Genomic DNA, 22967 nt, shown 5'->3' with positions numbered 1-22967 from the left:
TAGGAGGCATTCAAATGTTAATAAATATGAGAGATTTACTTAAAGTGGCGTATGAGAATAAATTTGCAGTCGGTTCTTTTAATGTAGCAAATAGTGAGTTCGTCAAAGTGGTCATCAATGCCGCAGAAGCACAAAATTCACCTGCGATTATGCAGATCCATCCGAACGAAATTGATCTAGTCACAGATAGTTTTGTCGCTTATGTACGTGAAGCCGCATCCAAATCGAAAGTACCGTTTGTGATTCATCTGGATCATGGAGCAAGCATCAAAGATATTACACGCTCGATTCGTAACGGCTATACATCAGTCATGATGGATGCTTCGCATTTACCCTTTGAAGAAAATATTGCGGCTACTCGAGAAGCTGTAGAATTAGCACATCTGGTGGATGTATCGGTTGAAGGTGAACTGGGTACGATCGGTAGTAATGAAGGTAGCTCTGAAGGTGGAGCAGATGAGATTCTGTATACGAATCCTGATGAAGCGGCGATTTTTGTAGAACAGACAGGTATTGATACATTGGCTGTTGCGGTAGGGACTTCACACGGTATCTATCCGCAAACGAAAGACCATTCGATCAAAATTGATCGACTCCAACAGATCCATGAAAAAGTGAAAATTCCATTAGTCTTACATGGTGGTTCAGATAATCCAGATGAAGAAATCAGAGAAGCGGTGAAGCACGGTATCGCTAAGATTAATTTATCTACAGATATGAAGAGGGCCTTTTACAATCAATTAAGAAAAACACTCGATGCGAATCCTAATGCCTATGAACCTGATTTCTTAATGCCTGAAGCGACTCAAGCGGCAACAGAATTGGTGAAGAAAAAAATGGATCTGTTCGGATCAACAGGTAAAGCATCCCTTTACAAATTGGGAGAGCTATAAGAGGAGTGATCAATCATGAAGATTTCTAGTGTGTTACAACCGGAAAATATCATATTGGATGTCACCGCTACCACCAAAGCAGAATTGATAGATGAATTAGCGCAAAAGTTAAACGATAACGGCTATTTGAGCGATATTGAGCAATTTAAAAAAGATATCTGGGCGCGTGAAGAACAGGTACCGACTGAAGTGGGCTTCGGGATTGCTATTCCACATGCCAAGTCCGCAGGAGTTAAAGCGCCCGCAATTATTATGGGTCGATCACTAAGCGGTATTAATTACAGCACAGAATCATGTAATCTGTTTTTTATGATTGCTGTTGATCAACATTCGTCTTCTGAACATTTGCAGACGTTATCCAAAATCTCCACTTTTTTGATGGATGAATTGTTCAGAGCGAAGCTCATTCTGGCGCGTGATCGTGAAGAGATTGTGCGCCTATTTGAACAAGCCGAACAACAAGATACAGCAGCTCTGCATAGTGATAAAAAATATGCAGGCAAAAAAATCGTCGGCGTTACTGGTTGTCCTACAGGAATTGCTCATACCTTTATGGCGGCAGAATCATTAAAAAATGCCGCTCAAGAATTGGGAGTACAGATCAAAGTACAGACAAACGGATCAACAGGTGTCGAAAATGAATTAACAGCGGAAGATATTGAGCAAGCAGATGGAATCGTAGTTGCCGCCGATGTCAAAGTCGATATGAGCGTTTTCGGTAACCGTAAAGTGGTTCAAACGTCGGTCAAAAACGGTATTCATCATGCTAAAGATTTGATTGAAGAAGCGATAGCAGGTAAAGGTGTCGCTCAAAATGGTGGTCAATCCAACCTCAAAGAAGCAAAAGAAAAAACACGTCTCAAACAGCCTAAAATCTACAGCCATATTATGAATGGTGTCTCCTTTATGATTCCATTCGTCGTCGCTGGCGGAATATTGATTGCGCTCTCATTTATGTTCGGTATTCATGCCGCTGATCCAACAAGCCCTGATTATAATCCGTTTGCTGCTTTTTTGAGTACAGCAGGTGGTAGTGCAGCCTTTGCTCTAATGGTTCCTGTATTAGCAGGGTATATTGCCTATAGTATTGCAGATCGTCCTGGTCTAGCACCGGGGATGATTGGCGGAATGCTTGCCACACTTGGTGGTTCAGGCTTCCTCGGCGGGATGTTAGCAGGATTTATCGCAGGATATAGTATTTTAGCGATCAAACGATTAGTGAGAGGGATTCCTGATTCCTTACAAAGTCTGTCGCCTGTGTTGATTTTACCTTTAGTCGGTTCATTTGTAACAGCGATTATTATGTACTTTGTCGTGAATACACCGATGGCTTGGATTAACGTATCGTTACAGGGATGGCTCAATAGCTTAACAGGGACGAATGCGATATTGTTAGGTGCTTTACTTGCAGGTATGATGGCATCGGATATGGGTGGGCCGATTAACAAAACTGCATCTGCTTTTGGACTCGCTATGTTTGCCAATCAGATTTTTGAACCGTCAGCTGCTCTGATGGTTGGAGGTATGGTTCCACCGTTAGGCATCGCCTTAGCAACAACATTGTTCAAAAATAAATTTACCATCGAAGAACGCAATGCTGGCAAAGCCGCTTATATTATGGGAGCTTCTTTTATTACCGAAGCCGCTATTCCTTTTGCCGCTAATGATCCATTACGGATTATTCCTGCTAACATTGTTGGGGCAGCGATCGGTGGCGGAATGTGTATGGCACTAGGTATTTCACTACAAGCTCCGCATGGAGGCATCTTCGTGATTCCGATAGCAGCCAGTAATCCATTGCTCTATATCCTCTGTATTGCTGTTGGTTCTGTCGTTACCGCTTGTATCATTGGCTTGTTAAAAAAGCCAGTCTATCAATCGAAAAACAATGACCAAACAGAAGTAGAGAAAAGTGAATTAGCACCAACTATGAAATCAGCATAAGAATAGACTATATAGTCACATTTTAAAAAGAGTAGAATCCTTCAGAATGTTGAAAGGATTTTACTCTTTTTGGCGTGCAAATAACCTTTATTTTATAAAAATACATTACATACCTACATAAATCTTGAAAACCATTGACAACGTTTAAAAAATTACATAAGATAATCTTGTTCATTACTCTGTACAGAGTAATCTACGCAAAGTAATTTTTGATAAGCAAAGCATCGATAGAATCAAACCTATAGATAAATACACTGTTATAAATGAATAGGAACAAAGGAGATGCTTTTAATTGTCTATACAGATTTTTATTTTGGGAAAGCTTCATGATCAGGATTATCACCCGTATGATATCAAAAAAATTATTAATAACGGCACAGAAGGTCTGGTACGGGTCACCGATGGTAATTTGTACTACAATTTCGAAGCATTGCAAAAGAAAGACTATATTCAAAAAGTGAATACGATTCAAAATGATAATCGTCCTGAAAAAACAAATTATACGATTACTGAAAAAGGGAAAGAACATTTAAAAGAAATGATTTATAAAAGCTTTAAAAATCCTGAAGATGTTCGTTCTTTATTTGCTTCGCTGTTGTTTATTCAGCTTGTAGATGTGAACAAACTGATCTATTCGACATTGGAAACCATCGAAAATTTGGAGAAGCGAATAGACTATTTACAAACAAATTCATATCATCCTTTGCCTGACTATGTCGATCCTGATCAACACGAGATGGTTGATTTTATGGGTGCATATACATTGGATAAAAAGAAAGTCGAATTAAAAGCATTTAAACAATTACTATCGTTACTTGAAAAACATCGTTCTTGATGTATTACATGCTCTAAAGCAGAGATGAGTACAGATCGCGATGATTTTGAATAGGGATTCCCAACTTTTAGACTGCTGAGGTGGAGTAAGTGAAGAAGAAGATTATTTTAATTATTTTACTGGTACTACTGGTCGTAAGTGGTAGTGCACTGGGCTATTACTACTGGTATCAAGGAAGTCATTTCGTCAAAACAGATGATGCTCGAATCAGTGCAGATCAGTATAAAGTGATGCCTCAGCTGACTGCTCGATTAGATCATATTGATGTCGAAGAAGGCGATATTCTTAAAAAGAATGAACCGATCGCTGAACAAGATGTATCTGGTCTAGAAGCAAGTGATATTAGTAAATCAGTGGTACGTGCCCCTATTGACGGTACGGTGCTCAAAGTACAATCCAAAGAACGAGAAATGGGATCACCGAGTACAGCGATCGCTATTATGGCAGATATGAAAAATCTATATGTATCCACCAATATCGAAGAAACAGATATCAGCCGGATTAAGTTAGGTGCAAGGGTTGATATTACGCTTGATGCGATTGAAGGAGCCACGATACAAGGCAAAATTCGCAAAATTGGACAAGCTTCGAATGCTGTATTTTCTGCGATTCCTGCTACCAATACCAGTGGTAACTTTAACAAAGTGACCCAACGAATCCCTGTTGAAATAGCATTGAATGTACCGGACGGCATGACACTGATTCCCGGAACCAATGTTGAAATTAAAATCTATACACAGTAAAAGGGGGAGTCGATGTGGCTTCTAATGAAATGGCTGCTGCTCCTTCCTTGGATACCTCTTCCAAAGAACGCTGGCTTGCTTTCTTCGCTATTGTTCTTGGTGCTTTTATCGCTGTACTAAATAACAGCCTGATCAATGTAGCGATTCCGCAATTAACGACCGATCTAGGCTCAACCACAACCCGGATTCAATGGGTCATCACCGGCTATACATTAGCGTCAGGTATTATCGTGCCAATTACAGGATTTATGGAACGCAAAGTAGGCTACAAAAAGTTCTTAATTGGTGCATTAGCCCTGTTTACGCTAGGAATCGCTTTTTGTATTTTCGCATGGAATGATATGTCGTTGATTATTGCTCGTATTATTGCTGGTCTTGGTGGCGGCGTTATTATTCCACTGAGTATGACGATTATTTATAAAATTATTCCGCGTGAGCAAGTTGGTATGGCAATCGGGATCTGGGGGATTTCAGCCATGGCGGCTCCAGCGATAGGCCCTACACTAAGCGGATACTTGATCGAATGGTTTAACTGGCGTTTCCTCTTTATCGCTTGTGTACCGATTGCATTATTCGCTATTCTCATGGTCATGTTATTGATCAAAGAACCACCCAAAAGTGAACCGATTAAGTTCGATATTTTGGGATTTATACTGGCAGGAACATGTGCAGGAACTTTATTGTATGCTCTATCGAATGGTTCATCAAAAGGATGGACATCTTTTGAAATAGTCGGATTACTGTTTATCTCGGTCTGGTCATTAATCTTTTTGATCGTGGTCGAATGGGGCAAAGACAATGCTGTTATCGATGTATCTTTATTCAAAAATTATAAATTTACGATTAGTGTGATTACGTCTAGCTTTGTCATGATGGGAATGTATGGCGGAACATTTTTGGCACCTGTCTTTTTGCAAAGTGTACAGTCTTACTCGGCAATCGATACAGGCTTAATCTTACTTCCTCAAGCGTTAGCGATGGCGATAGTGATGCCATTTGCAGGGAAGCTACTGGATAAGATAGGCATTGTTCCAATAGGTCTGGTGGGCTTAACGTTAACCAGTCTGATGACTTTCCATATGTACAGCCTATCTCCACAGACTTCTCGGACTTGGTTCGAGATGGTCACCGTTCTACGTGGCATCGGAATCGGTATGTGTCTCATGCCTTTATCTACAGTAGGGATGAATGCGGTAGCACCGGAAAAAGTAGCCAATGCTTCGGCGGCATCCAATCTGATTCGGACGATTGCAGGTTCTATTGCGATTGCCATTTTAACATTTATTATGCAAAGTCGAACCGCTTTACACGGTCAACATATTGCAGAATCGATCACAGCAGATGGCGCTCAGACCTTGCAATCGACACTCGGTAGCTCATGGGTCTCTTCGTTAACAGGCATGATTTCACTGGATGCGTATTCGCGAGGGATTGCAGATACTTTTGTGATCTCATCGATTCCACTATTTTGCTCGATTCCATTAATCTTATTATTTATTAGCAAACGTAAGCCCAAACCAGCGAAAGAAGAAGTGATTTTGTCCAAAGCTTAAAGCCTCACCTATCCATATAGACAGAACCGTTCTCTAGAAAGGAAAGAAACGATGAACATCAAAAAGTGGGAAGTTACAGCAACAGCGCTATTATTAAGTACGGTTATTTTAGCAGGTTGTTCCAGTAGTGAAGCTGTTCAAGATATGAATGTCACGGTCAAAGTCAGTCAGGCGCAAACAGGCATGATCGGACAAGGCGAAATCTATACAGGCACAGTAACGCCATCAGCTACCGTCAATATTATGCCCAAAATATCCGGTAAAGTGTCAGCCATCTCGGTTGATATTGGGACAGAAGTGAAAAAAGGTCAGGTTCTTTTCAAGTTAGAAGACGATGATCTACGCAATAATCTGAAGATCGCTCAATCGAATGTAGAAGCGGCGGCGGCAGGTGTTACAACTGCTAAAGATTCGCGTGAATCCGGTATGGTCTCTGCCAATTCAGGTGTAGTGAGTTCAAAAGGCGGTGTGATTTCTTCCAAAAGCGCAATCGATCAAGCGACTGGGGGGATGAACCAAGCACAAGCAGGGGTAAATCAAGCGCAGACTGCACTCAAACAAGCGCAAACGGCTATTTCTACAGCTACGAATACCATTAGACAAACACAAGAAAATGTAACCAATGCACAAAAAACAGCATCACGTACACAATCGTTATTTAACAGTGGTCTAGCTACACAAGCTGAATTGGAGCAGGTTAATGCAGCGGTAATTACAGCGCAAACGGCGTATCAAAATGCTCTAAATACTAAAGCGAATGCAGAAGAACAATTAGTGGGCGCTCAAAATGCGCTAGGTACAGCGCAAAAAGGATTATCGACTGCACAAAGTGCCTATCAGAATGCTACAAACAGTTATGAAAATGCCAATAGCGGTTACAGCAATGCTCAGCGCCAGCTAGATGTTGCTCAAAGTACAGCAGGCATATCAGCTAGTGAGCAAAAAGTAGCTCAAGCTCGCTTGAATGTCAATATCGCTCAAGATAATCTTAAAAATGCTGTTGTCACTTCGCCAATTAATGGCATTATTACAACTAAAAATGCTGAAACGGGTGAAATGGTTGCTCCTTCCGCACCTTCACTTGTGATCGCAAATCTCAGTACGGTGAATATGCTGATCTATGTACCAGCAGATCAAATCAATAATATTCAAGCAGGCGATCGTGTACAGGTACGAGTCAATTCATCGAACATTTTAACGACAGGTAAAGTGAAAAATATTAACTCTATCGATAGCAGTGGAAATGGTTATCCGGTCCAAGTGGCTGTATCTAATGCAGACAATAAACTCAAACCGGGTATGCTTGCAGATGTCAGCTTTATCGGCAACGATGCCAAAGAAGGTATAATTGTGCCGACCAAAGCGATTCAAAAAGACGGAAAAACCTCTTATGTCTATGTGGCTGTCAATAATAAGGCCATCCGTAAAGAAGTAAAAGTAGGTAGTGAAATGGGCTCGCAGACATTGATTACCAGCGGATTGAAAGATGGCGATAAAGTCATTCAGAACAATATAGCGTTACTTAGTGATCAGAGTACCGTTACGGTAAGTGCAGATTAAATGATTCAGCATAATATATTAATTTATACTAAAAACCGCTCTATGATTTTGTAGAGCGGTTTTTTTCGTGTAAGTTTTGTTGTGTAAGTATATGAAGTGCATTTGCGGGAGTGGCTTGTATTTCATTCTCTTTTCTAATAAGTGTACATTAGAGATATGATATGAAGGAGTCGATGTCTACATTTAAGATAATCCATATGTCAACGACTCCACTTAAACACCAAGGATGGTGAATAGATATGGTGAATGTTAATGATCTACGTGTCGTACGCACACAAAGTTGGTTACGAGAAGCATTAATCAAGCTGATCGAACAGGTAGGATTTGATGCGATAACAGTGCAAAGTCTGACACGAGAAGCAGGAATTAATCGGGCTACCTTTTACCAGCATTATCGAGATAAATACGATCTATTGGATCAAAGTATGACGGATATGCTCACTTCACTCCAAGCTGAAGTGAAATTAAAAGAAATGAAAAAAGTAAACTTAGATATTCATTCGTTAGAAGCTTTATTTTTACGTGTGCTTACGATTATTTCTCAGCATCGGCCTTATTTTAAAGTGATGCTTGGTGATAAAGGGTTACCTTCTTTTCAATCTCAGCTTATCCAGCTTATCAAAGCCAATCTCAATGAAGTGATCGGGCAACATTTCTCCTCTGATCCTCAGCAACAGATCACTCAAGATATAGCGATTACCTATGTGGCGACAGCCAATGTAGGATTGATTACACAATGGTTAACAGGTGTGATGCCCTATTCAGCAGCATTTATGGCTACACAAATGGCTTATTTGTTTGTACAAGGCCCTTTACAAACGTTACAAAAAACTTCGATCTGATCATCTTCCAAACAGCAGTCACTCCTATAGATGGAGTGGCTTTTTTGTGTTGTTTATCGTCAGTATAGGCTGTATTGTGCGTTATCCGAGAGATAGCCATCACTATACGAAATAGTGTAGGTTAAGCAACGATTCTGGTTTTATTGTTTGTTGAATATGAACGCCAGATTGTTACAATTTAAGCAACAACATGTTGTTTATTTGTACGAGATATATCCAATATCAAAGAAAGCAGGTCATAAAAATGGACAATTCGAATACTAAAAGTCTGTTGATCGTTATCTCAATATCGATTACGTTGTCAGTTCTATTACTGATTCATGTGGGATGGGGAATAGGTGCAGAATATACATTGGTGACTGTACTTGCTCTAATTGGATGGTTAACCTATTCGTATCGTGCTGTACCTCGTATCGATTCGCTATTACCTGTCTATATCATCTGTATTGTCTTGTTGATTGCACTGAATACTTTCCGTTATACATCTAAATATGCAAGTTTTATAGCTATACATTATTCCGCTGGATTTGCTCAAGATTTTGTAATGAGTCATACGAATTGGTTTGTCTGGATGGTGAGCTTACCGATTGTTATTTTGTTATTGGGTGGTTACTTTTTAAGCAAAGGATATCGTGTAGGTGCATTTTTTGCCTGGTGGGGATATGGTTATGTCGCTGTCGAATCTATTATTCAACTCGTCGTAGAATTAGGAAATTATTCGTTATATGCACATCATTATCTCGGTGGAGTCTGGGTAGCGATGTTGTTATTTTATCTAGGCGGTACGGGAATACTGAAGCTTATTCGACCACAAGATCAAGTGATACCGCATAAACCGATACAACCGTTAAGTCGACGTAAAAAAAATCTATGGACGATCTTAATCGTAACTTGTATTGCGATCTATGGAATAACTTTTTATGCACAAACCGGTAGCTTATTACCTGTCGGTGTAATCATCGGCTCTATGATGGGTGGATTGATCTGTTGGCGCAAAACAACTGCGAATTTACCGGCTGATCCGTATACATTAGTACCGCTGTATTTATTGTTACAAGCGCTCTTTTATATTCATGTGGGAGAAGAAGTGTTGACTCATTTTAATCAAGGAATAGCTTCAATTACTGGCCAGACATGGTCTGATCAAGATTTCGATTATTTGATTACTTTTATTGGCCCTTTCTTCTGGGTATTGGGGGCTTACAGTCTGTGGAAAAGACAAGCGTTTGGTAATTTTATTTTGTGGTTTATGATTGTCGGTATGATTCTGGGAGAACCTACCCATTTGCTTGTATTTCCTATCGTACGGATGGTACAAGAAGGCGTAGGATATGAATATTTTTCAGGCATGTATACAGCTCTATTTCCGATGATTCCTGCGATTCTAAGTCTGATTGTGATTGTAAAAGATCATCGCAAGCAAAAAGAGATGATTGTACATGATTAGGATGTTTATATGTGTCCTTATACTAGGATGGTTGCCAGCAGGTATTGTAGAAGCCCATGGATTTGGTGGTAGTGGTTTTTTGCATCCTTTAACAGGAGTGGATCATCTGGTCGCTATGCTAGCTGTTGGTGTATGGAGTGCGCAGATTGGAGGACGAGCAATCTATATCGTGCCTTCTTGCTTTGTATTGATGATGACGTTAGGTGGAGTGGTTGAATTAGAAGGATGGTTATGGACACATCTAGAAGTCTATATCGCTTGTTCGGTATGTTTGCTAGGCTTAGCGATCGTCTGGAATCGTCAACAATCGGTATGGATTGCTAGTGGTGGAGTTGCTCTTTTTGGATTTGCACACGGTTATGCGCATGGTCTTGAAATTCCTCAATTGCTGAGTCCAGCAGTATACATTATAGGATTCCTGATCACAACAATTGGCTTACATGTGATCGGAGCTGTCGGAGGTTTGGTTATTTTGGAAGAACCTAAAGGGGCTATTCGATTAAGGTTGATAGGTGTAGTGATTTTAGTCATAGGGTTAAAACTGATTTTGTTTTGAAAAATAGACCCTATTTGAGATAACAGATAGTATAGTTAAAGTAATGGTTTTAGAGGTATTATGAAATAAATTTAACAGTAAGTTAGTGGAGGAGTAATGAAAACAAAATGGTACTTGCGACCGATGGTTATTATTGTGTTATCGATTGTTGTACCTCCCATCGGATATATAAACATATTTCTCAATAAAAAGAATATTCATGCTACAGAATGGGTAGGGTATTTAGCGATATCCACTATATTTACTGCTCTATGGATGACCAAGTTTTTACCTCATGAGATACGGATACCTGCTATTTTAGTTGTAGTGCTATTGGGGACATATTTACTGAGTAAGAAATAAATTAAAAGGGGATCTTTACATATTTTCGATCAGAGCCCAGAAGAGTTTGAAAAATTATTATGATATGTATGGTGTTACATTGTAACGATTATTTCCATTGACAACGTATAGTAGCTACTATAAAATTCAATCTAATTGATAATAATTATCAATTGAGTAATGAGAATATAGTTACTGTTGAACCGATTGAACATACATAGAGATACATATGTCAATCGTTCCACAGAGAGAGAAATCAATGGATAGAGGGGTTATGTATGAAAAAGTGGATAGGGATCACATTAGGAATCTGTATGATATGGGTGTTAAGTGCTTGCGGGTCAACACCAGCAGTCACTGAAACAACAAGCACGACGGAAACTACAGAGAACAAAAAGATAGCGTCAATTTCTATTTTTCTAACAGGGGATCTGATGGCATTAGGCATCAAACCTGCGGCAACGACAACAAGCGATTATTTACCGATTACAGGTGAACAATATCAAGGGATACAGTATTTAGGGTTTACTAAAGAACCGGACATGGAAGCATTAATTGAACTACAACCGGACGAGATTTTTATCGATGCTGAATTTGCAGATAAGCTTGGACTGGATAAATTGGAGCAGATTGCTACCACCCATGTCATTAATTTAGATGAAGGAAGATGGCAAGATCATTTACGTGCTATTGCCCAAATCGTAGATCGCACAGACAATGCAGAGTCATTTATTACAGCGTACGATGCCAAAGCCAAAGAAGTATCTGCATTATTTCAAAAAGAAATCGGCAATGGCAAAGTGTTAGCGATGCGTGTATCTGCTAAAGGATTCCGTATCTATGGTATGGATCGTCCGCTGGGCCCTATTTTATTCGAAGATTTGAAATTAAACCCTTCTCCAGATGTCACAAAAATCGATAAAAACTGGGAAAATATCTCCAAAGAAATCCTACCTGATTTGGATGCAGATGCTATCTTTGTACTGGTATCTTCTGTCGATGAAGGCAGCGATCAAGTATTTGAAAAGCTACAATCCGACCCGATCTGGCTAGGGCTCAAAGCTGTGAAAAATCAAAAAGTATATATGATCACAGAGCAACCGTGGCTAGATTATTCAGCTTCAGGTAATTTGCAGGCATTAGAACAATTAGAGAAGCTGCTAAGTGAAAAATAATTTATTTTTAAACAGATAATAGATTCACAATAAGTAGACATCAAATCATCAGTTATACAAGAACAGCTATACAAGTCGTACATTATCTATACACAGAAAAGCCTTCGTTGTAAGCATGAAGGCTTTTTTTGTATTTAACATGATGAGTACAAAGCAGATGAAAAAACAGAGTTACCGTATAACAATTCCGAAAATCCATTCAAAAGAATATTAACTTCATGTAGTATATAGAAAATTACTTTTTATTCCTTATTATACTAATAAATCATAATCACTAAACATCATCTCCGAAAAGTAATGTCCTGTCGTTCAGTATTTTGTAAGCGTTACCAAAATAACTTCAACTCAAATGATGGAGGGATAATAATTATGTCCAAAGTTGAATTACAATCAAGACATTGGGGATGGCATCAGTGGTTGACGTTAGTTGTTGTCATCGTATTAGTAGGAGTATCGAGTGTATTTCCTGCTTACACCGGGCATGCCGCGGCGATCGGTGTAACAGATAATGGATCAACGATTATTGTAAATACAGGTGCAGGTCTAGTCTATACGGTGAACAAAGACAATGGAGATATCACATCTAGCAAAATGAATGGAATCGAACTCAGTAGTTCAGCAGGCAAAGGTTCTCATATTAGTTCAGGTCTGGGATCAGGGGCAGATGTGACATGGAATACATCTCCATCAGGTTCTACAGTAACGATCATCACCAAGACAAGCACATTAACTCATTATTATGTGTCCCGTAGTGGCGAAAATATTATCTATATGGCGACGTACATAACAGCAGAGCCTTCGGTTGGCGAACTGCGTTATATTTTCAGAGGTAACGGAAGTGTACTGACCGGTGTTCCTGCACATTCCAATATCCGCAATAATACAGGGGCGATTGAAAGTCAGGATGTATTTGGATTATCCAACGGTCAGACGGTATCCAAATATTATGGCAACGATCAAGCCAAAGACTTGAGTGTGCGTGGAGTGACTGGTAACGGTGTAGGTGTCTTTATGGCGTATGGTAATCGGGAGAAAAGTTCAGGAGGACCTTTTTTCCGGGATATTCAATTTCAGAGCGGTGGAGATACTGAAGTCTACAATTATATGAACTCCGGTCATGAGCAGACCGAAGATTGGCGGCTTGGTCTGCATGGTCCGTATGCGCTGATCTTTACTACAGGCTCAACGCCAAGTGTACCGGACTTTAGCTGGATGTCTGGACTGGGATTAGCAGGTTGGGTATCCAGTCGTGGAGCTGTTGTATTAAACGGATTATCGGGTATGGTGAGCGGTTCGACGTATACGATCGGATTTGCAAATGATAATGCTCAATACTGGACAACCGCATCGTCGAGTGGAGCGGCAGTTCGCCGTGATATGATTCCCGGAACGTATACGATGACCGTCTACAAAGGCGAGTTAGGCGTGTATAAAGAAAGTGTCAATGTCACCGCAGGTAACACAACAACGATCAATACAAGAACAATTTCAGGTGATCCTGCAAGCAAACCAGCATTATGGCGTATAGGCACATGGGATGGCACACCGCTAGAGTTTCTGAATGGACAGACGATTGCTGTTCGTCATCCATCGGATAGCCGTAATGCAAGTTGGGGCCCTGTGACGTATGCGGTCGGTGGTGCAACCAACAAATTCCCTGCCATTCAATTCAGAGGGCAAAATTCACCGACTAAAATTACATTTACTCTGACAGCGGCTCAAGCATCTTTACCACATGTGCTGAATATTGGAATCACTGCCGCATATAATAATGGTCGCCCTAGTGTGACTGTGAACAACACAATATTAAGTAATCCCGCAGCATCGACACAACCGAATTCACGTAGCTTTACGATTGGAACATATCGTGGCAACAACACCACATTTTCATGGACGATTCCTGCTTCTGCTCTAGTGGCAGGCACGAATACGATCTCGATCACTCCGATTAGCGGTTCCAGTGATCTTGGAAATTGGCTTAGTGCAGGGTGGGTGTATGATGCGGTAGAGTTGCTCAATTGAGAAGTTGAATTAAGATATAGAAAGAGATGTATTAACGATCAAAAAGAGGCTTTAAGTTCGCAGTGGAACTTGAAGCCTCTTTTTGATGATATACAATATTAGATAGAATTTCGTTATTATATGTATTTCATTCCTGTTGTGACTTATATTTATTTGAAGTTGATGCTTGATCTATATTATTATTTACACTACAAGCAGATATGTAAAAAAAGATGATTAAGAATACAATAATGAGCTTGCTTGCTTGCATACTATACGGTCAATTTAAATTAATCGATTTTGCTAATACATCACATCTGTAATATTTGTTTATATCGAGAGGAGATTTTCAGATGATTCAAGGGATTTTTGAAACGCATATTAATGTCAGTGACTACAAAAAATCAGCAGAATTTTACGAGAAGTTATTACATATTATTCCACTACATCATGATCCTTTTCGCAAATCGAAGTTCTATTGGGTAGGGAAGCCCGGGGAATCGATGCTTGGGATTCGGGAAAATTATCCGTCATCGCTTATCCAACGTCAGCATTTTGCTTTTCGCATTGCGTTAGAAGATATGCCTCAAGCACGTAGCTATTTGGAAGGGTTAGGGATTGCGACGACGAATTTTTTTGGAGAAAGCGCAGAGCAGTTATCTGTCTTTCCGTTTATGCCAGCTGTGTCTATTTATTTCCAAGATCCAGATGGTCATTCGGTGGAGTTGTTAGCGATGTTGGAGGATCAGCCGAGAGCAGATTTGGAAATTATGTCGTGGGAAGAATGGGAGACGCTTCATGGCAGATCGAAGACACAAGATTGATCTGGCAAGCCAAGCATCTGAATATGGATGCATTTTTTATGATTGATGTGCAGTTGTTATGCGGTGCTGGCTTAGAAGCGACTCAGTTATATTTGTTAGAGATCGACGATGAAGACGCAAATGCAGAGTTAGCCTATTTAGAAAAATGTGAAGCGATAGGAGATTTTGAAGCGTTTAGCAAGGAAGTGTGAATTTCTTCAATAACATAATGGACGGCTTGTATGATTTTTTCAGATTCATAGTAGGGATCAATAAAGATATCAGCTGGAAATTGAATATCTACTATGCAATCTGGAGACAGAATCAATTCTTGTAATTGGATTTCAAATCGTAATGAATCTTCAAACGTATCCCCATCTCGATCCCGATAACAACACATCGCCTCAACATCTTCAATTTCGATAATTAGCGTAGCATTCACTGTAAATTGCATCGTTGAACTCTCCTTTGGAATTAAAGTTCTGATAATCCCTATATTATAAAAGATCCCATTATAATTCTAAAATATTAAATAAAGAATTTAAACAAGGAGATTTGCTGATACAAATACTATTCTCTATAAATGAAATACAAGAATTGAAAGATTGCCAAGAATTATTTGAAGATATGAAGGTTGACGATGTAGAAGTAACTTGCTTTCAAATCATAGATGATCTAATACATAAAAATAATATTTATCAGCAAGCAGACATTCTATATGCTTATGAGCAATTTGAGATAGCTGTTGAACTATTGAAAGAAATAGAGTGGTTTGATAGTTCCATGTTAGAGAACATGTTGCCTAAAGTGAAGCAATTGCTGGTATCTACAAATTCTTTTTAAGGAGATTACATATATGAACTTTACAGCTATTTTTAATCGTGAACATATGGATACAGAAGATTTAATTAAGGTAATAAACCATATATTTGAAACTGATAAAAATAAGCAGTGGTATTGGTACATAGATAATGAGAATATGAGTCTTTTAGAAAATTACTATTTTTTTGGATATATAAAGTTGATTGGATCTCATGGTCAGGAATTGATCATAGGTAAATATCTTTTGGAGTATGATCATTTAATAAATTGGAAGTTATTTTTGCTTGATGAAAAGATAACCCAACAATTAAGAGAGTTCTGTTCTAGATTGAGAAACATATCTCCATATGCTATTTATCTACCTAGTGAATATGACTTTGTTAACGATGTATTTGAAGCCCAAAAGTGGAGAGATGTTTTAAAAAAATTACATAAAGATTTTGGCGATCCTGTTGCTACTATTCAATCTATGTTTGCTCAAAAAGATGATTCTTGGTACAGTTATGGATATTTTATTGACGAACTCTAGCATAACATCGTTAAGTATGTCGCAGATTACTGGTGTTATTGGGGACATGTGCTATTAGTGCTGGAAGAATAACTGGATGCCTTGCTAGAAGATAGAAAGACATTTGAATTAATGTTAGAAATGAGCGATCAGTTAGCTTATAAAACAGAAATGCATGGTTCTCCTACCATAATGGGAGCCAAACTATTTCTAGTCGATTAAAAATCTGCTTCACAGATGTTATTTTCAATATAGTAGTTAATTTCTGTGTAATAAAAATTTTTAAAAAAGCCACTCTTATAATATAGGGTGGCTTTGTGCTTATTAATAATGTATATCAATTCCATATTATTACATGCCTAAGTAGGGTACCTTTTTATAGAACTAATTCTTTATACCTAATTTTATTAAATAAAACAAAATAATTTATTAAATTACAAATATCGACAGACTATGACAAACAATTTACATATAATAGAGTTATTCGTTATGAATAATAATTTAATTAAAGAACGGTACAGAATTTTAAAATGCCGAAGAAAGGAGTGGAGAACATTGAGAAATATCTATAAAACGATAACAAAAATGGGAATCTGTTCGTTAGTTATTGCCGGGTTGATATTTTCGCCTATAGCAACAGAAGCCGCTAGTGCAAAAAGTTATCAATATGATAATAGTGGTCGTTTGCAATCGATCACACTGTCTGGGTATAAAATTACATTTACGTATGACAAAAATGGTAATTTGTTAAAACGTTCAGTAACGAAGACTACAGTAGCAAAATAATATTGTAAGCTGAAGTAAACGAACAAAAGTTCAAAAAGAATATCAAACTAAAAAAGAATATATAGATAAAGGGGATTATTAAATCCAATGAATAAAGCCTTACAAAAGATGATGCTACTTCTCATGGTAGGCATGCTTGTTTTAACTTCGCTAACTAGTGTGTTTCTGCCATCTGCATCTGCTGCCACAACGACTTCAAGAACGAAATCAGCTTCTAAGCCTATCCTTCCGCCAGGTGTCACTTTAATTCCAGGAAATTATAAAGCTCCTGTGATGCCACCTCCTAAAGTTATCGAGTTTGATGAAGATACAGTCAATCAAAATGTTTATGGAACTGCTCTCAAAAATAGCATAGGTGCTCGATCTATGAGTATCATGGAAACCAAAGAACCTTCAGTAGAAGATTCGATCCCAGCAGAAGAGAAAGAACCCATTCCTTTTGTAGCCAAATCTGCATTAACCACACAACAAGTCATTGACTTGATGGATGCAGGTGCTAATGCCTATGATCGGTATCAGATTCATTTACTCGCTTCTCAACAATCCATTGATCCGTTAGCCATTTGGGAACAAAAACTGAAAAGTGGTCTTTCTTGGAAAGAATGGCTGAGCCAAAGTGAGTTACAACTTGCAGATCCTTCTTCCGTTTCTCAAGATGTTTATGGGATAGATCCTAATGTAGAACTAGATTCAGCAACGACAAGTGTGCAGGAAGATACCTACATAGTAAAACCGTTGTCGATGATGCGTTCGTTAGCTGCTGAGGACAATCAGATTAATTTAGAGCAACAGACTTTAGCAGGTTATCGTAACCTCATTAACCCGCAACAAATGAATCAAATTAAAAAAGAACAATATTCTGATCGTCAAAAAACAAGTGAATCGATTGACCCTGCAACCGGAGCATTGACATGGAAATTTAACGCTCTTAGCTATCCAGGTCGCGATGGACTCAACATGGATTTAGGTTTGATGTACCAATCCAGTCAGGCGAAAAGCTTTTTGTCTGCCAAAGGAATGTACTTAGTAGCCAACTATAAAGACGGACAATTAAAATATGAATACCAAAATACAGCTAGCTTTTTGTGGCAGACGCCCAACTACCTAGTTGATCGCTATCATTTGGGTAATGGATGGTCCTTCCAGTTTCCTTCAGTACAACAAGAAGAGGGCTCCATGTATTATCATAATGGTCAAGGCGCATCGTACCAGATTAAGTTTGACCAAAAAACAGGTTTAGCCGTAGACACGAATATCGTAGATCCACCGAATAAACTGACCAAGTTTATGAAAGATAACGGTAGCTTTAGTAATGGACAAACTTCTTCTGCTTTCTATATGCAATACCCAGATAAAAAACGGGAATACTTTAATGGAAACGGAAATATTATTGGGGTAGTTGATCGGTACAATAACAAAATCACGTATGAATACGGAGACACACCGAATCGTTATATTCAAATTACCGATACAGTCGGGCGTAAGCTTAAAATTGTCTATGAAAATGCAGGAGTAGAAGGGACTATTACAGTCTACTCCATCACACCGGATGGCCAACAACAAGCAGAGATCGTGATGAAGAATCAAGCACAATCGATTTCTTACAAAGACCGTGGGAAATATGGAGATGAGAAAAAAGATGCGATTCGTGATGTGAATCCAGTCCTGCAAAATATCTCGTATGTTCATGATAATACCAGTGGTCAACGGGAATATTTATGGTCTACAACCTTTAATTACGATCCACGTGTAAGTGCATTTAGTTATGCTGAAAAGCAATATGTATCTAAAAGTGGATTCAATGCGTATTATTTGCTAAATGAAATCAACTATCCACGTTCTCAAACGTACTATACGTACGAAGAGAAGACACGTAACTTAGGACCCGAGGGAATGATTCAGGACTTTATTGTGAACCATCGTTCAGATGAACATAATAAAAAAGATAATAGCCGAAAAACGAATTTGGTCAATCAGGTAGAATATACGTATAGCGGAGATTACACAGGCTATCCAAATAACAATCCAGATGCGATTCCAGCAGATTACACGTATTCCTCGCGTTCGTCGGTATCAGATGGAGCAGGGAGTTATACCACTCGCACAAGAACTAGATACAATAACCAAGCGCAAAAAATGACAACGGATCAATCAACAGCTAGCGGAGATCGGGTACTAGAAACAGTACAATCGTATCATCCAGTATTCAAATTTATGCCTGTTAAAACAGAAAAAACACTTCAAGATAATTCCGGGGTCAATCTTCTATACACAGAGAACATTTATGATGATGTCGGGAATTTAAGAGAAACAACAATGCCTCTTACAGCAGCGCAGTTTGGAGATAGCAATTTCAAGCGTACGCACACGACTAGTTATACTTATGAACCACAGTATAATCAGGTAGCGACAGTAACTTCGTACCAACAAGACAATGTGAATGCGCCGCTAACAGAAAGATATAACTATACGAATGAAGGACGGTTAAGTTCAAAAGTAGACACCGCTAATCAAGAAACGACGTATGCCTATGGAACAGTATCGGGTATGGTGAATCAGGTGACAGAAGAACATCCTGTGAAGCCTGGAGTGAAGGCACGTACAATCACTGAATATGGTGCTGAAACGAATTATGCTTTACCATCTAAAGTCAGTACGTACTTCCGTTCTGCAACGAACGGTAGCGAACTACAAAATAGTAAGTCGATGACGTACGATCCACGTACAGGATTGGTACTTCAAGAAAAAGATGCTGAAGGAAAAGTAATGTCATACACATATGATCTATTGGACCGTGTAATTGCTACTAAGTCGCCTTCGGTTACCAATACCGATGGGGAAGTATACGATACAGTCGAAGGATACGAATATAACGATGTGTATATTGATCGACAAGATGGCAGTCCTGTTGTCAAAGGTCTATCTGTAAATACGTTCAAAAATTATACACAACGTTCTACAGGTGTAGTAACTACCTTAAATGAAAGTAATGCAACGTATGATGGATTTGGAAATGCATTAACCGAAACCTATATTGATCGTAAAAGCACATTAGCTGAAACGAATGTGCATATGACACGCTATACAACCGATGGATTGTCACGTCCAACAAAGCAGACGACAGTAGTCTATCATCCTGCAAATGGCGGTGCTAGTCTAGAGCTAGCGAGTGGACCGAATACTGATGTTGCAGTTACGTATGATGGTTGGGGCAAAGTCAATGAAACAAAAGATGTGCAAGGAAATAAAGTCTCTTCAACGAGTTATTTGACGCAATATCGTAATGAACTTACGTTTGCTGATGCAAATGGGAACAAATTGAATGCTGTTGATCAACAATACGATCAATGGGGCAATATGTTGAAGACAACTGCCTATCAAGATCCGAATGGAAAAGGCGGAGCTGTTGAAGAATCGTACACGTACGATGTGATGGGGAATGTCCTCAGTTATATAGATCCGAAAGGAAACAGAAATAACGAGGGAGCTACACAAACGTTCCGCTACGATGGACTGAATCGCCTGACTAGTCTCAAAGATGCGAAAAGTCAGACGGCAAGTTATCAATATGATGGAAATAATCAACTGACTCAAGTCAGTATGGTTGATGCTAGTGGAGCTGATAAAGCCGTTATCTTTAGCAAAGACTTCAATGAAGCGTCTCAACTGCTAAGCAAAACCGATGCTGCTAATCAAAGTACGCAAAACCAATTTGATAAACTAGGTCGTATGCAGTCGTCCACGGATCGAAATGGTTCGAATACAGCATATGCGTATGATGAAGCTAATCAATTAACAAGTTATCAGAAAACAATGACTTCACCCAAAGCACAAACCGTGAAATACACGTATACATCCGGTAAAGGTAATATCTATACGGATAAAGCAACCTTACAAACTACAGGGTTACCACTAATTAGTCAGCAGACTAAAATAGATCAACTAGGACGTATTATCCAACAACATGCGTATACTACATCGAATGATTATGTAGGTACAACGAATTTAGGATATAACGGATGGGGTCAAGTATCTTCTAATCAAACGAGTTATCAAGCAAGTGCAGACACGATTGTTAAAGGAACGCAACAAAGTTATACGTATAATACCAAGCAACAATTAACAGGTATTAATATGGCTGGAACAACCAAAGGGATTCAATATACGTACACAGCTCAAGGAAAAATAGAGTCGATTACCTATCCAGCGATGACCAATGGGAAAGTGCTCAAAACCACTTATACGTACAATGCATTGAGTCAAATGCTAAGTATGAAGAATGTATTAGACGGTGTGGAGTTATCTTCTTCAACCAACGGATATGATACGAATGGCAATATTATTCAGACGACTGAAAAGCGTCAAGGACAAGCCGATCGTGTAACGACCTATGACTATGATCCTTTGAATCGATTGATTAGTCTCAATGAATCTGGTAAAGGCACAGCAAGTTACACGTATGATCTACGTGGTAATCGTCTGACGCTAGAAGATAATCGCGGGCAAGCTGATACATTAGAAAATCTGAAAGAAACCAATTATAGCTATAATGCACTGGATCAATTAGATAGCTATCAACAAGATAAGACGAGTACTTCATTCCGCTACTTACCGGATGGAACTCGTTACCAGAAGCAAACAACAGTGACGAATACCGATGGAACGAAAACGACCACCTCTTCGAAATTTATTAGTAATGGAGATGGAAAGGTAACGTTTGAAGCCAAAGGGACAGATTACAATGAGTATATCCGTGGTGATCGCGTTTTACTGAAAAAGAAACCCGGTAGTAATTCGTTACAATATTATTTGTACAATGGACATGGTGATGTGATTGGTCTTTTATACGATAATGGAACCGTAGCAAATACGTATGATTATGATGAGTTTGGTAATCTAACAACTCAACAAGAGAAAACGTATAATCCATTCAAATATGCAGGAGAATATCAGGATAGTGAAAGTGGACTGTATTATCTAAATGCTCGTTATTATGATCCTAGTATGGGACGGTTTTTGAACGAGGACAGTTATGAAGGCCAAGTTAGTAATCCACTGACTTTCAATATCTATGCTTATGTGAATAATAATCCGATGGGCTATGTAGATCCAACAGGTCATGAAAGTGGTCAGGTTACCTATGATACTTCACAATCTATGGCCAAAGATAAAGCAAATATTGCACAATTTGGATCTGTAATAAAAGATGTAGCTGACTTTTTGATTTTAAACGATATTCAAACTTTGTCAGATCCTAATAGTTCTGGATGGGCAAAAAGTTTTGCTATGGTTGGTCTAATTCCTATAGGCAAGGTATACAAAGCAGGGAAATTGACTGTTGATTTTGTCAATGATGCAGGAAAGATTGTTAAAAAAGAATATAAAGTCTCCGATAATGCTTTAAAATATGCTGATAATTGCCAGTGTTTTACAGCAGGAACTAAGGTACAGACAGACCAAGGAGAGAAGAATATTGAAGACATTAAAGTCGGAGATAAGGTTCTTTCTAAGGATGAAAATACAGGAGAAGTAGCTTATAAAGAAGTCGAATGGCTTTTTCAACGTAATGTAGAAGAAACATATAATATTACTGTAGATGATGAGGTTATAACGACAACTGATGAACATCCATTTTGGATTGTAAATAAAGGTTGGGTGAAGTCAAAAAGCCTTTCTGTAGGAGAAATATTAATAACTTCAAATGGTAAAAAATTAGCAATCAAAAAGATTGAAGTTAAAAAGAACCGTGCTATAGTCTATAATTTTAAGGTGAAGGATTTCCATACGTATTTTGTTTCGAATCTTGGTATTTGGACGCACAATGCTTGTGGAGTAGCCCCTCATGTTGTCGAAAATGCGTTATCAAGTTTTCAAAGTAGTCGAATGAAATTTGGAGGTAATACTTTTCTACTTGATAAGTCTGGTATGAAACATATTTTAGAACGCCATCATCCAAACTATTGGGATGGTACAGTAAAGGCACAACAGTCATTTCTTGATGCAAATATGTCAATTGAGGATATTAGAAAAGCTATTAAGTCAGTGATGTCCCAAAATAGAGACACTCTTATAAATAAGGGGACTACAGGCATGTATCAAATCAAAGGGAGTTACAATGGAAGCGATTATGTACTTGGTTTAAATAATGGACGCGTAGGTCAATTCTATAATCCGTGAG

19 protein-coding genes are annotated in these 22967 nt (G+C 38.7%); 18 read left to right on the top strand and 1 reads right to left on the bottom strand.

What is annotated here, in order from left to right:
• The first annotated feature begins 14 nt into the window (after positions 1-14).
• The 14 genes from PO903_RS05315 to PO903_RS05250 all read left to right on the top strand — a co-directional run bounded on the left by PO903_RS05315 (position 15) and on the right by PO903_RS05250 (position 14885).
• Positions 15-893 (top strand): ketose-bisphosphate aldolase, encoded by an 879-nt coding sequence (locus PO903_RS05315; RefSeq protein WP_069326443.1) that lies wholly within the window; start codon positions 15-17, stop codon positions 891-893.
• A gap of 15 nt (positions 894-908) precedes the next feature.
• A complete protein-coding gene (locus PO903_RS05310) occupies positions 909-2837 on the top strand; it encodes a PTS fructose transporter subunit IIABC (protein WP_273592832.1) in 1929 nt (642 codons plus the stop codon).
• Between the two features lie 292 nt (positions 2838-3129).
• Positions 3130-3672 (top strand): PadR family transcriptional regulator, encoded by a 543-nt coding sequence (locus PO903_RS05305; protein WP_069326445.1) that lies wholly within the window; start codon positions 3130-3132, stop codon positions 3670-3672.
• A gap of 89 nt (positions 3673-3761) precedes the next feature.
• Positions 3762-4415 carry an HlyD family secretion protein gene (locus tag PO903_RS05300; RefSeq protein WP_069326446.1) on the top strand — a complete coding sequence of 218 codons (654 nt, stop codon included), beginning with the start codon at positions 3762-3764 and terminating at the stop codon, positions 4413-4415.
• A gap of 14 nt (positions 4416-4429) precedes the next feature.
• Entirely contained in the window at positions 4430-5968 is a 1539-nt protein-coding gene (locus PO903_RS05295) for a DHA2 family efflux MFS transporter permease subunit (protein WP_273592831.1), read from the top strand.
• A gap of 51 nt (positions 5969-6019) precedes the next feature.
• Positions 6020-7528, top strand: a complete 1509-nt coding sequence (locus tag PO903_RS05290) for an efflux RND transporter periplasmic adaptor subunit (protein WP_273592830.1) — start codon at positions 6020-6022, stop codon at positions 7526-7528.
• Between the two features lie 239 nt (positions 7529-7767).
• Positions 7768-8370, top strand: coding sequence for a TetR/AcrR family transcriptional regulator (locus tag PO903_RS05285; protein ID WP_273592829.1), 603 nt, complete (start codon positions 7768-7770; stop codon positions 8368-8370).
• A gap of 244 nt (positions 8371-8614) precedes the next feature.
• Positions 8615-9817 (top strand): hypothetical protein, encoded by a 1203-nt coding sequence (locus PO903_RS05280; RefSeq protein WP_273592828.1) that lies wholly within the window; start codon positions 8615-8617, stop codon positions 9815-9817.
• Complete coding sequence (locus PO903_RS05275; RefSeq protein WP_273592827.1) at positions 9810-10373, top strand: HupE/UreJ family protein; 564 nt, start codon at positions 9810-9812, stop codon at positions 10371-10373. Before PO903_RS05280 ends, PO903_RS05275 begins: the two co-directional genes overlap by 8 nt.
• 96 nt (positions 10374-10469) lie before the next feature.
• Complete coding sequence (locus PO903_RS05270) at positions 10470-10715, top strand: hypothetical protein (RefSeq protein ID WP_069326452.1); 246 nt, start codon at positions 10470-10472, stop codon at positions 10713-10715.
• Between the two features lie 257 nt (positions 10716-10972).
• Entirely contained in the window at positions 10973-11869 is an 897-nt protein-coding gene (locus PO903_RS05265; protein WP_273592826.1) for an ABC transporter substrate-binding protein, read from the top strand.
• Positions 11870-12238: 369 nt separating this feature from the next.
• Positions 12239-13891: a rhamnogalacturonan lyase B N-terminal domain-containing protein gene (locus PO903_RS05260; RefSeq protein ID WP_273592825.1), complete on the top strand. Its 1653-nt coding sequence runs from the start codon at positions 12239-12241 to the stop codon at positions 13889-13891.
• 332 nt (positions 13892-14223) lie between these two features.
• Positions 14224-14694, top strand: coding sequence for a VOC family protein (locus PO903_RS05255; protein ID WP_273592824.1), 471 nt, complete (start codon positions 14224-14226; stop codon positions 14692-14694).
• A complete protein-coding gene (locus tag PO903_RS05250; protein ID WP_273592823.1) occupies positions 14646-14885 on the top strand; it encodes a hypothetical protein in 240 nt (79 codons plus the stop codon). The genes PO903_RS05255 and PO903_RS05250 overlap by 49 nt, the downstream gene beginning before the upstream one ends.
• Here PO903_RS05250 and PO903_RS05245 read toward each other — a convergent pair.
• The gene (locus PO903_RS05245; protein ID WP_273592822.1) at positions 14828-15127 is read right to left on the bottom strand and encodes a hypothetical protein; all 300 of its coding nucleotides are present in this window, start codon (positions 15125-15127) and stop codon (positions 14828-14830) included. The two genes, PO903_RS05250 and PO903_RS05245, sit on opposite strands and share 58 nt — an antisense overlap.
• Positions 15128-15228: 101 nt before the next feature.
• Here PO903_RS05245 and PO903_RS05240 point away from each other — a divergent pair, with 101 nt between their 5' ends.
• The 4 genes from PO903_RS05240 to PO903_RS05225 all read left to right on the top strand — a co-directional run bounded on the left by PO903_RS05240 (position 15229) and on the right by PO903_RS05225 (position 22966).
• Positions 15229-15516, top strand: a complete 288-nt coding sequence (locus PO903_RS05240; protein ID WP_273592821.1) for a hypothetical protein — start codon at positions 15229-15231, stop codon at positions 15514-15516.
• Between the two features lie 13 nt (positions 15517-15529).
• Positions 15530-16024 carry a hypothetical protein gene (locus PO903_RS05235; RefSeq protein ID WP_273592820.1) on the top strand — a complete coding sequence of 165 codons (495 nt, stop codon included), beginning with the start codon at positions 15530-15532 and terminating at the stop codon, positions 16022-16024.
• Between the two features lie 534 nt (positions 16025-16558).
• Positions 16559-16789, top strand: coding sequence for an RHS repeat domain-containing protein (locus PO903_RS05230; RefSeq protein WP_273592819.1), 231 nt, complete (start codon positions 16559-16561; stop codon positions 16787-16789).
• A gap of 87 nt (positions 16790-16876) precedes the next feature.
• The gene (locus PO903_RS05225; RefSeq protein ID WP_273592818.1) at positions 16877-22966 is read left to right on the top strand and encodes a polymorphic toxin-type HINT domain-containing protein; all 6090 of its coding nucleotides are present in this window, start codon (positions 16877-16879) and stop codon (positions 22964-22966) included.
• The last annotated feature ends 1 nt before the right edge of the window (position 22967 follow it).

The organism is Paenibacillus sp. PK4536, assembly GCF_028594455.2.
GTDB classification, from domain to species: domain Bacteria; phylum Bacillota; class Bacilli; order Paenibacillales; family Paenibacillaceae; genus Saccharibacillus; species Saccharibacillus nuruki.
The sequence above is the reverse complement of the archived record's forward strand: the minus strand, read 5'-3'. Positions and strand labels throughout refer to the sequence as shown.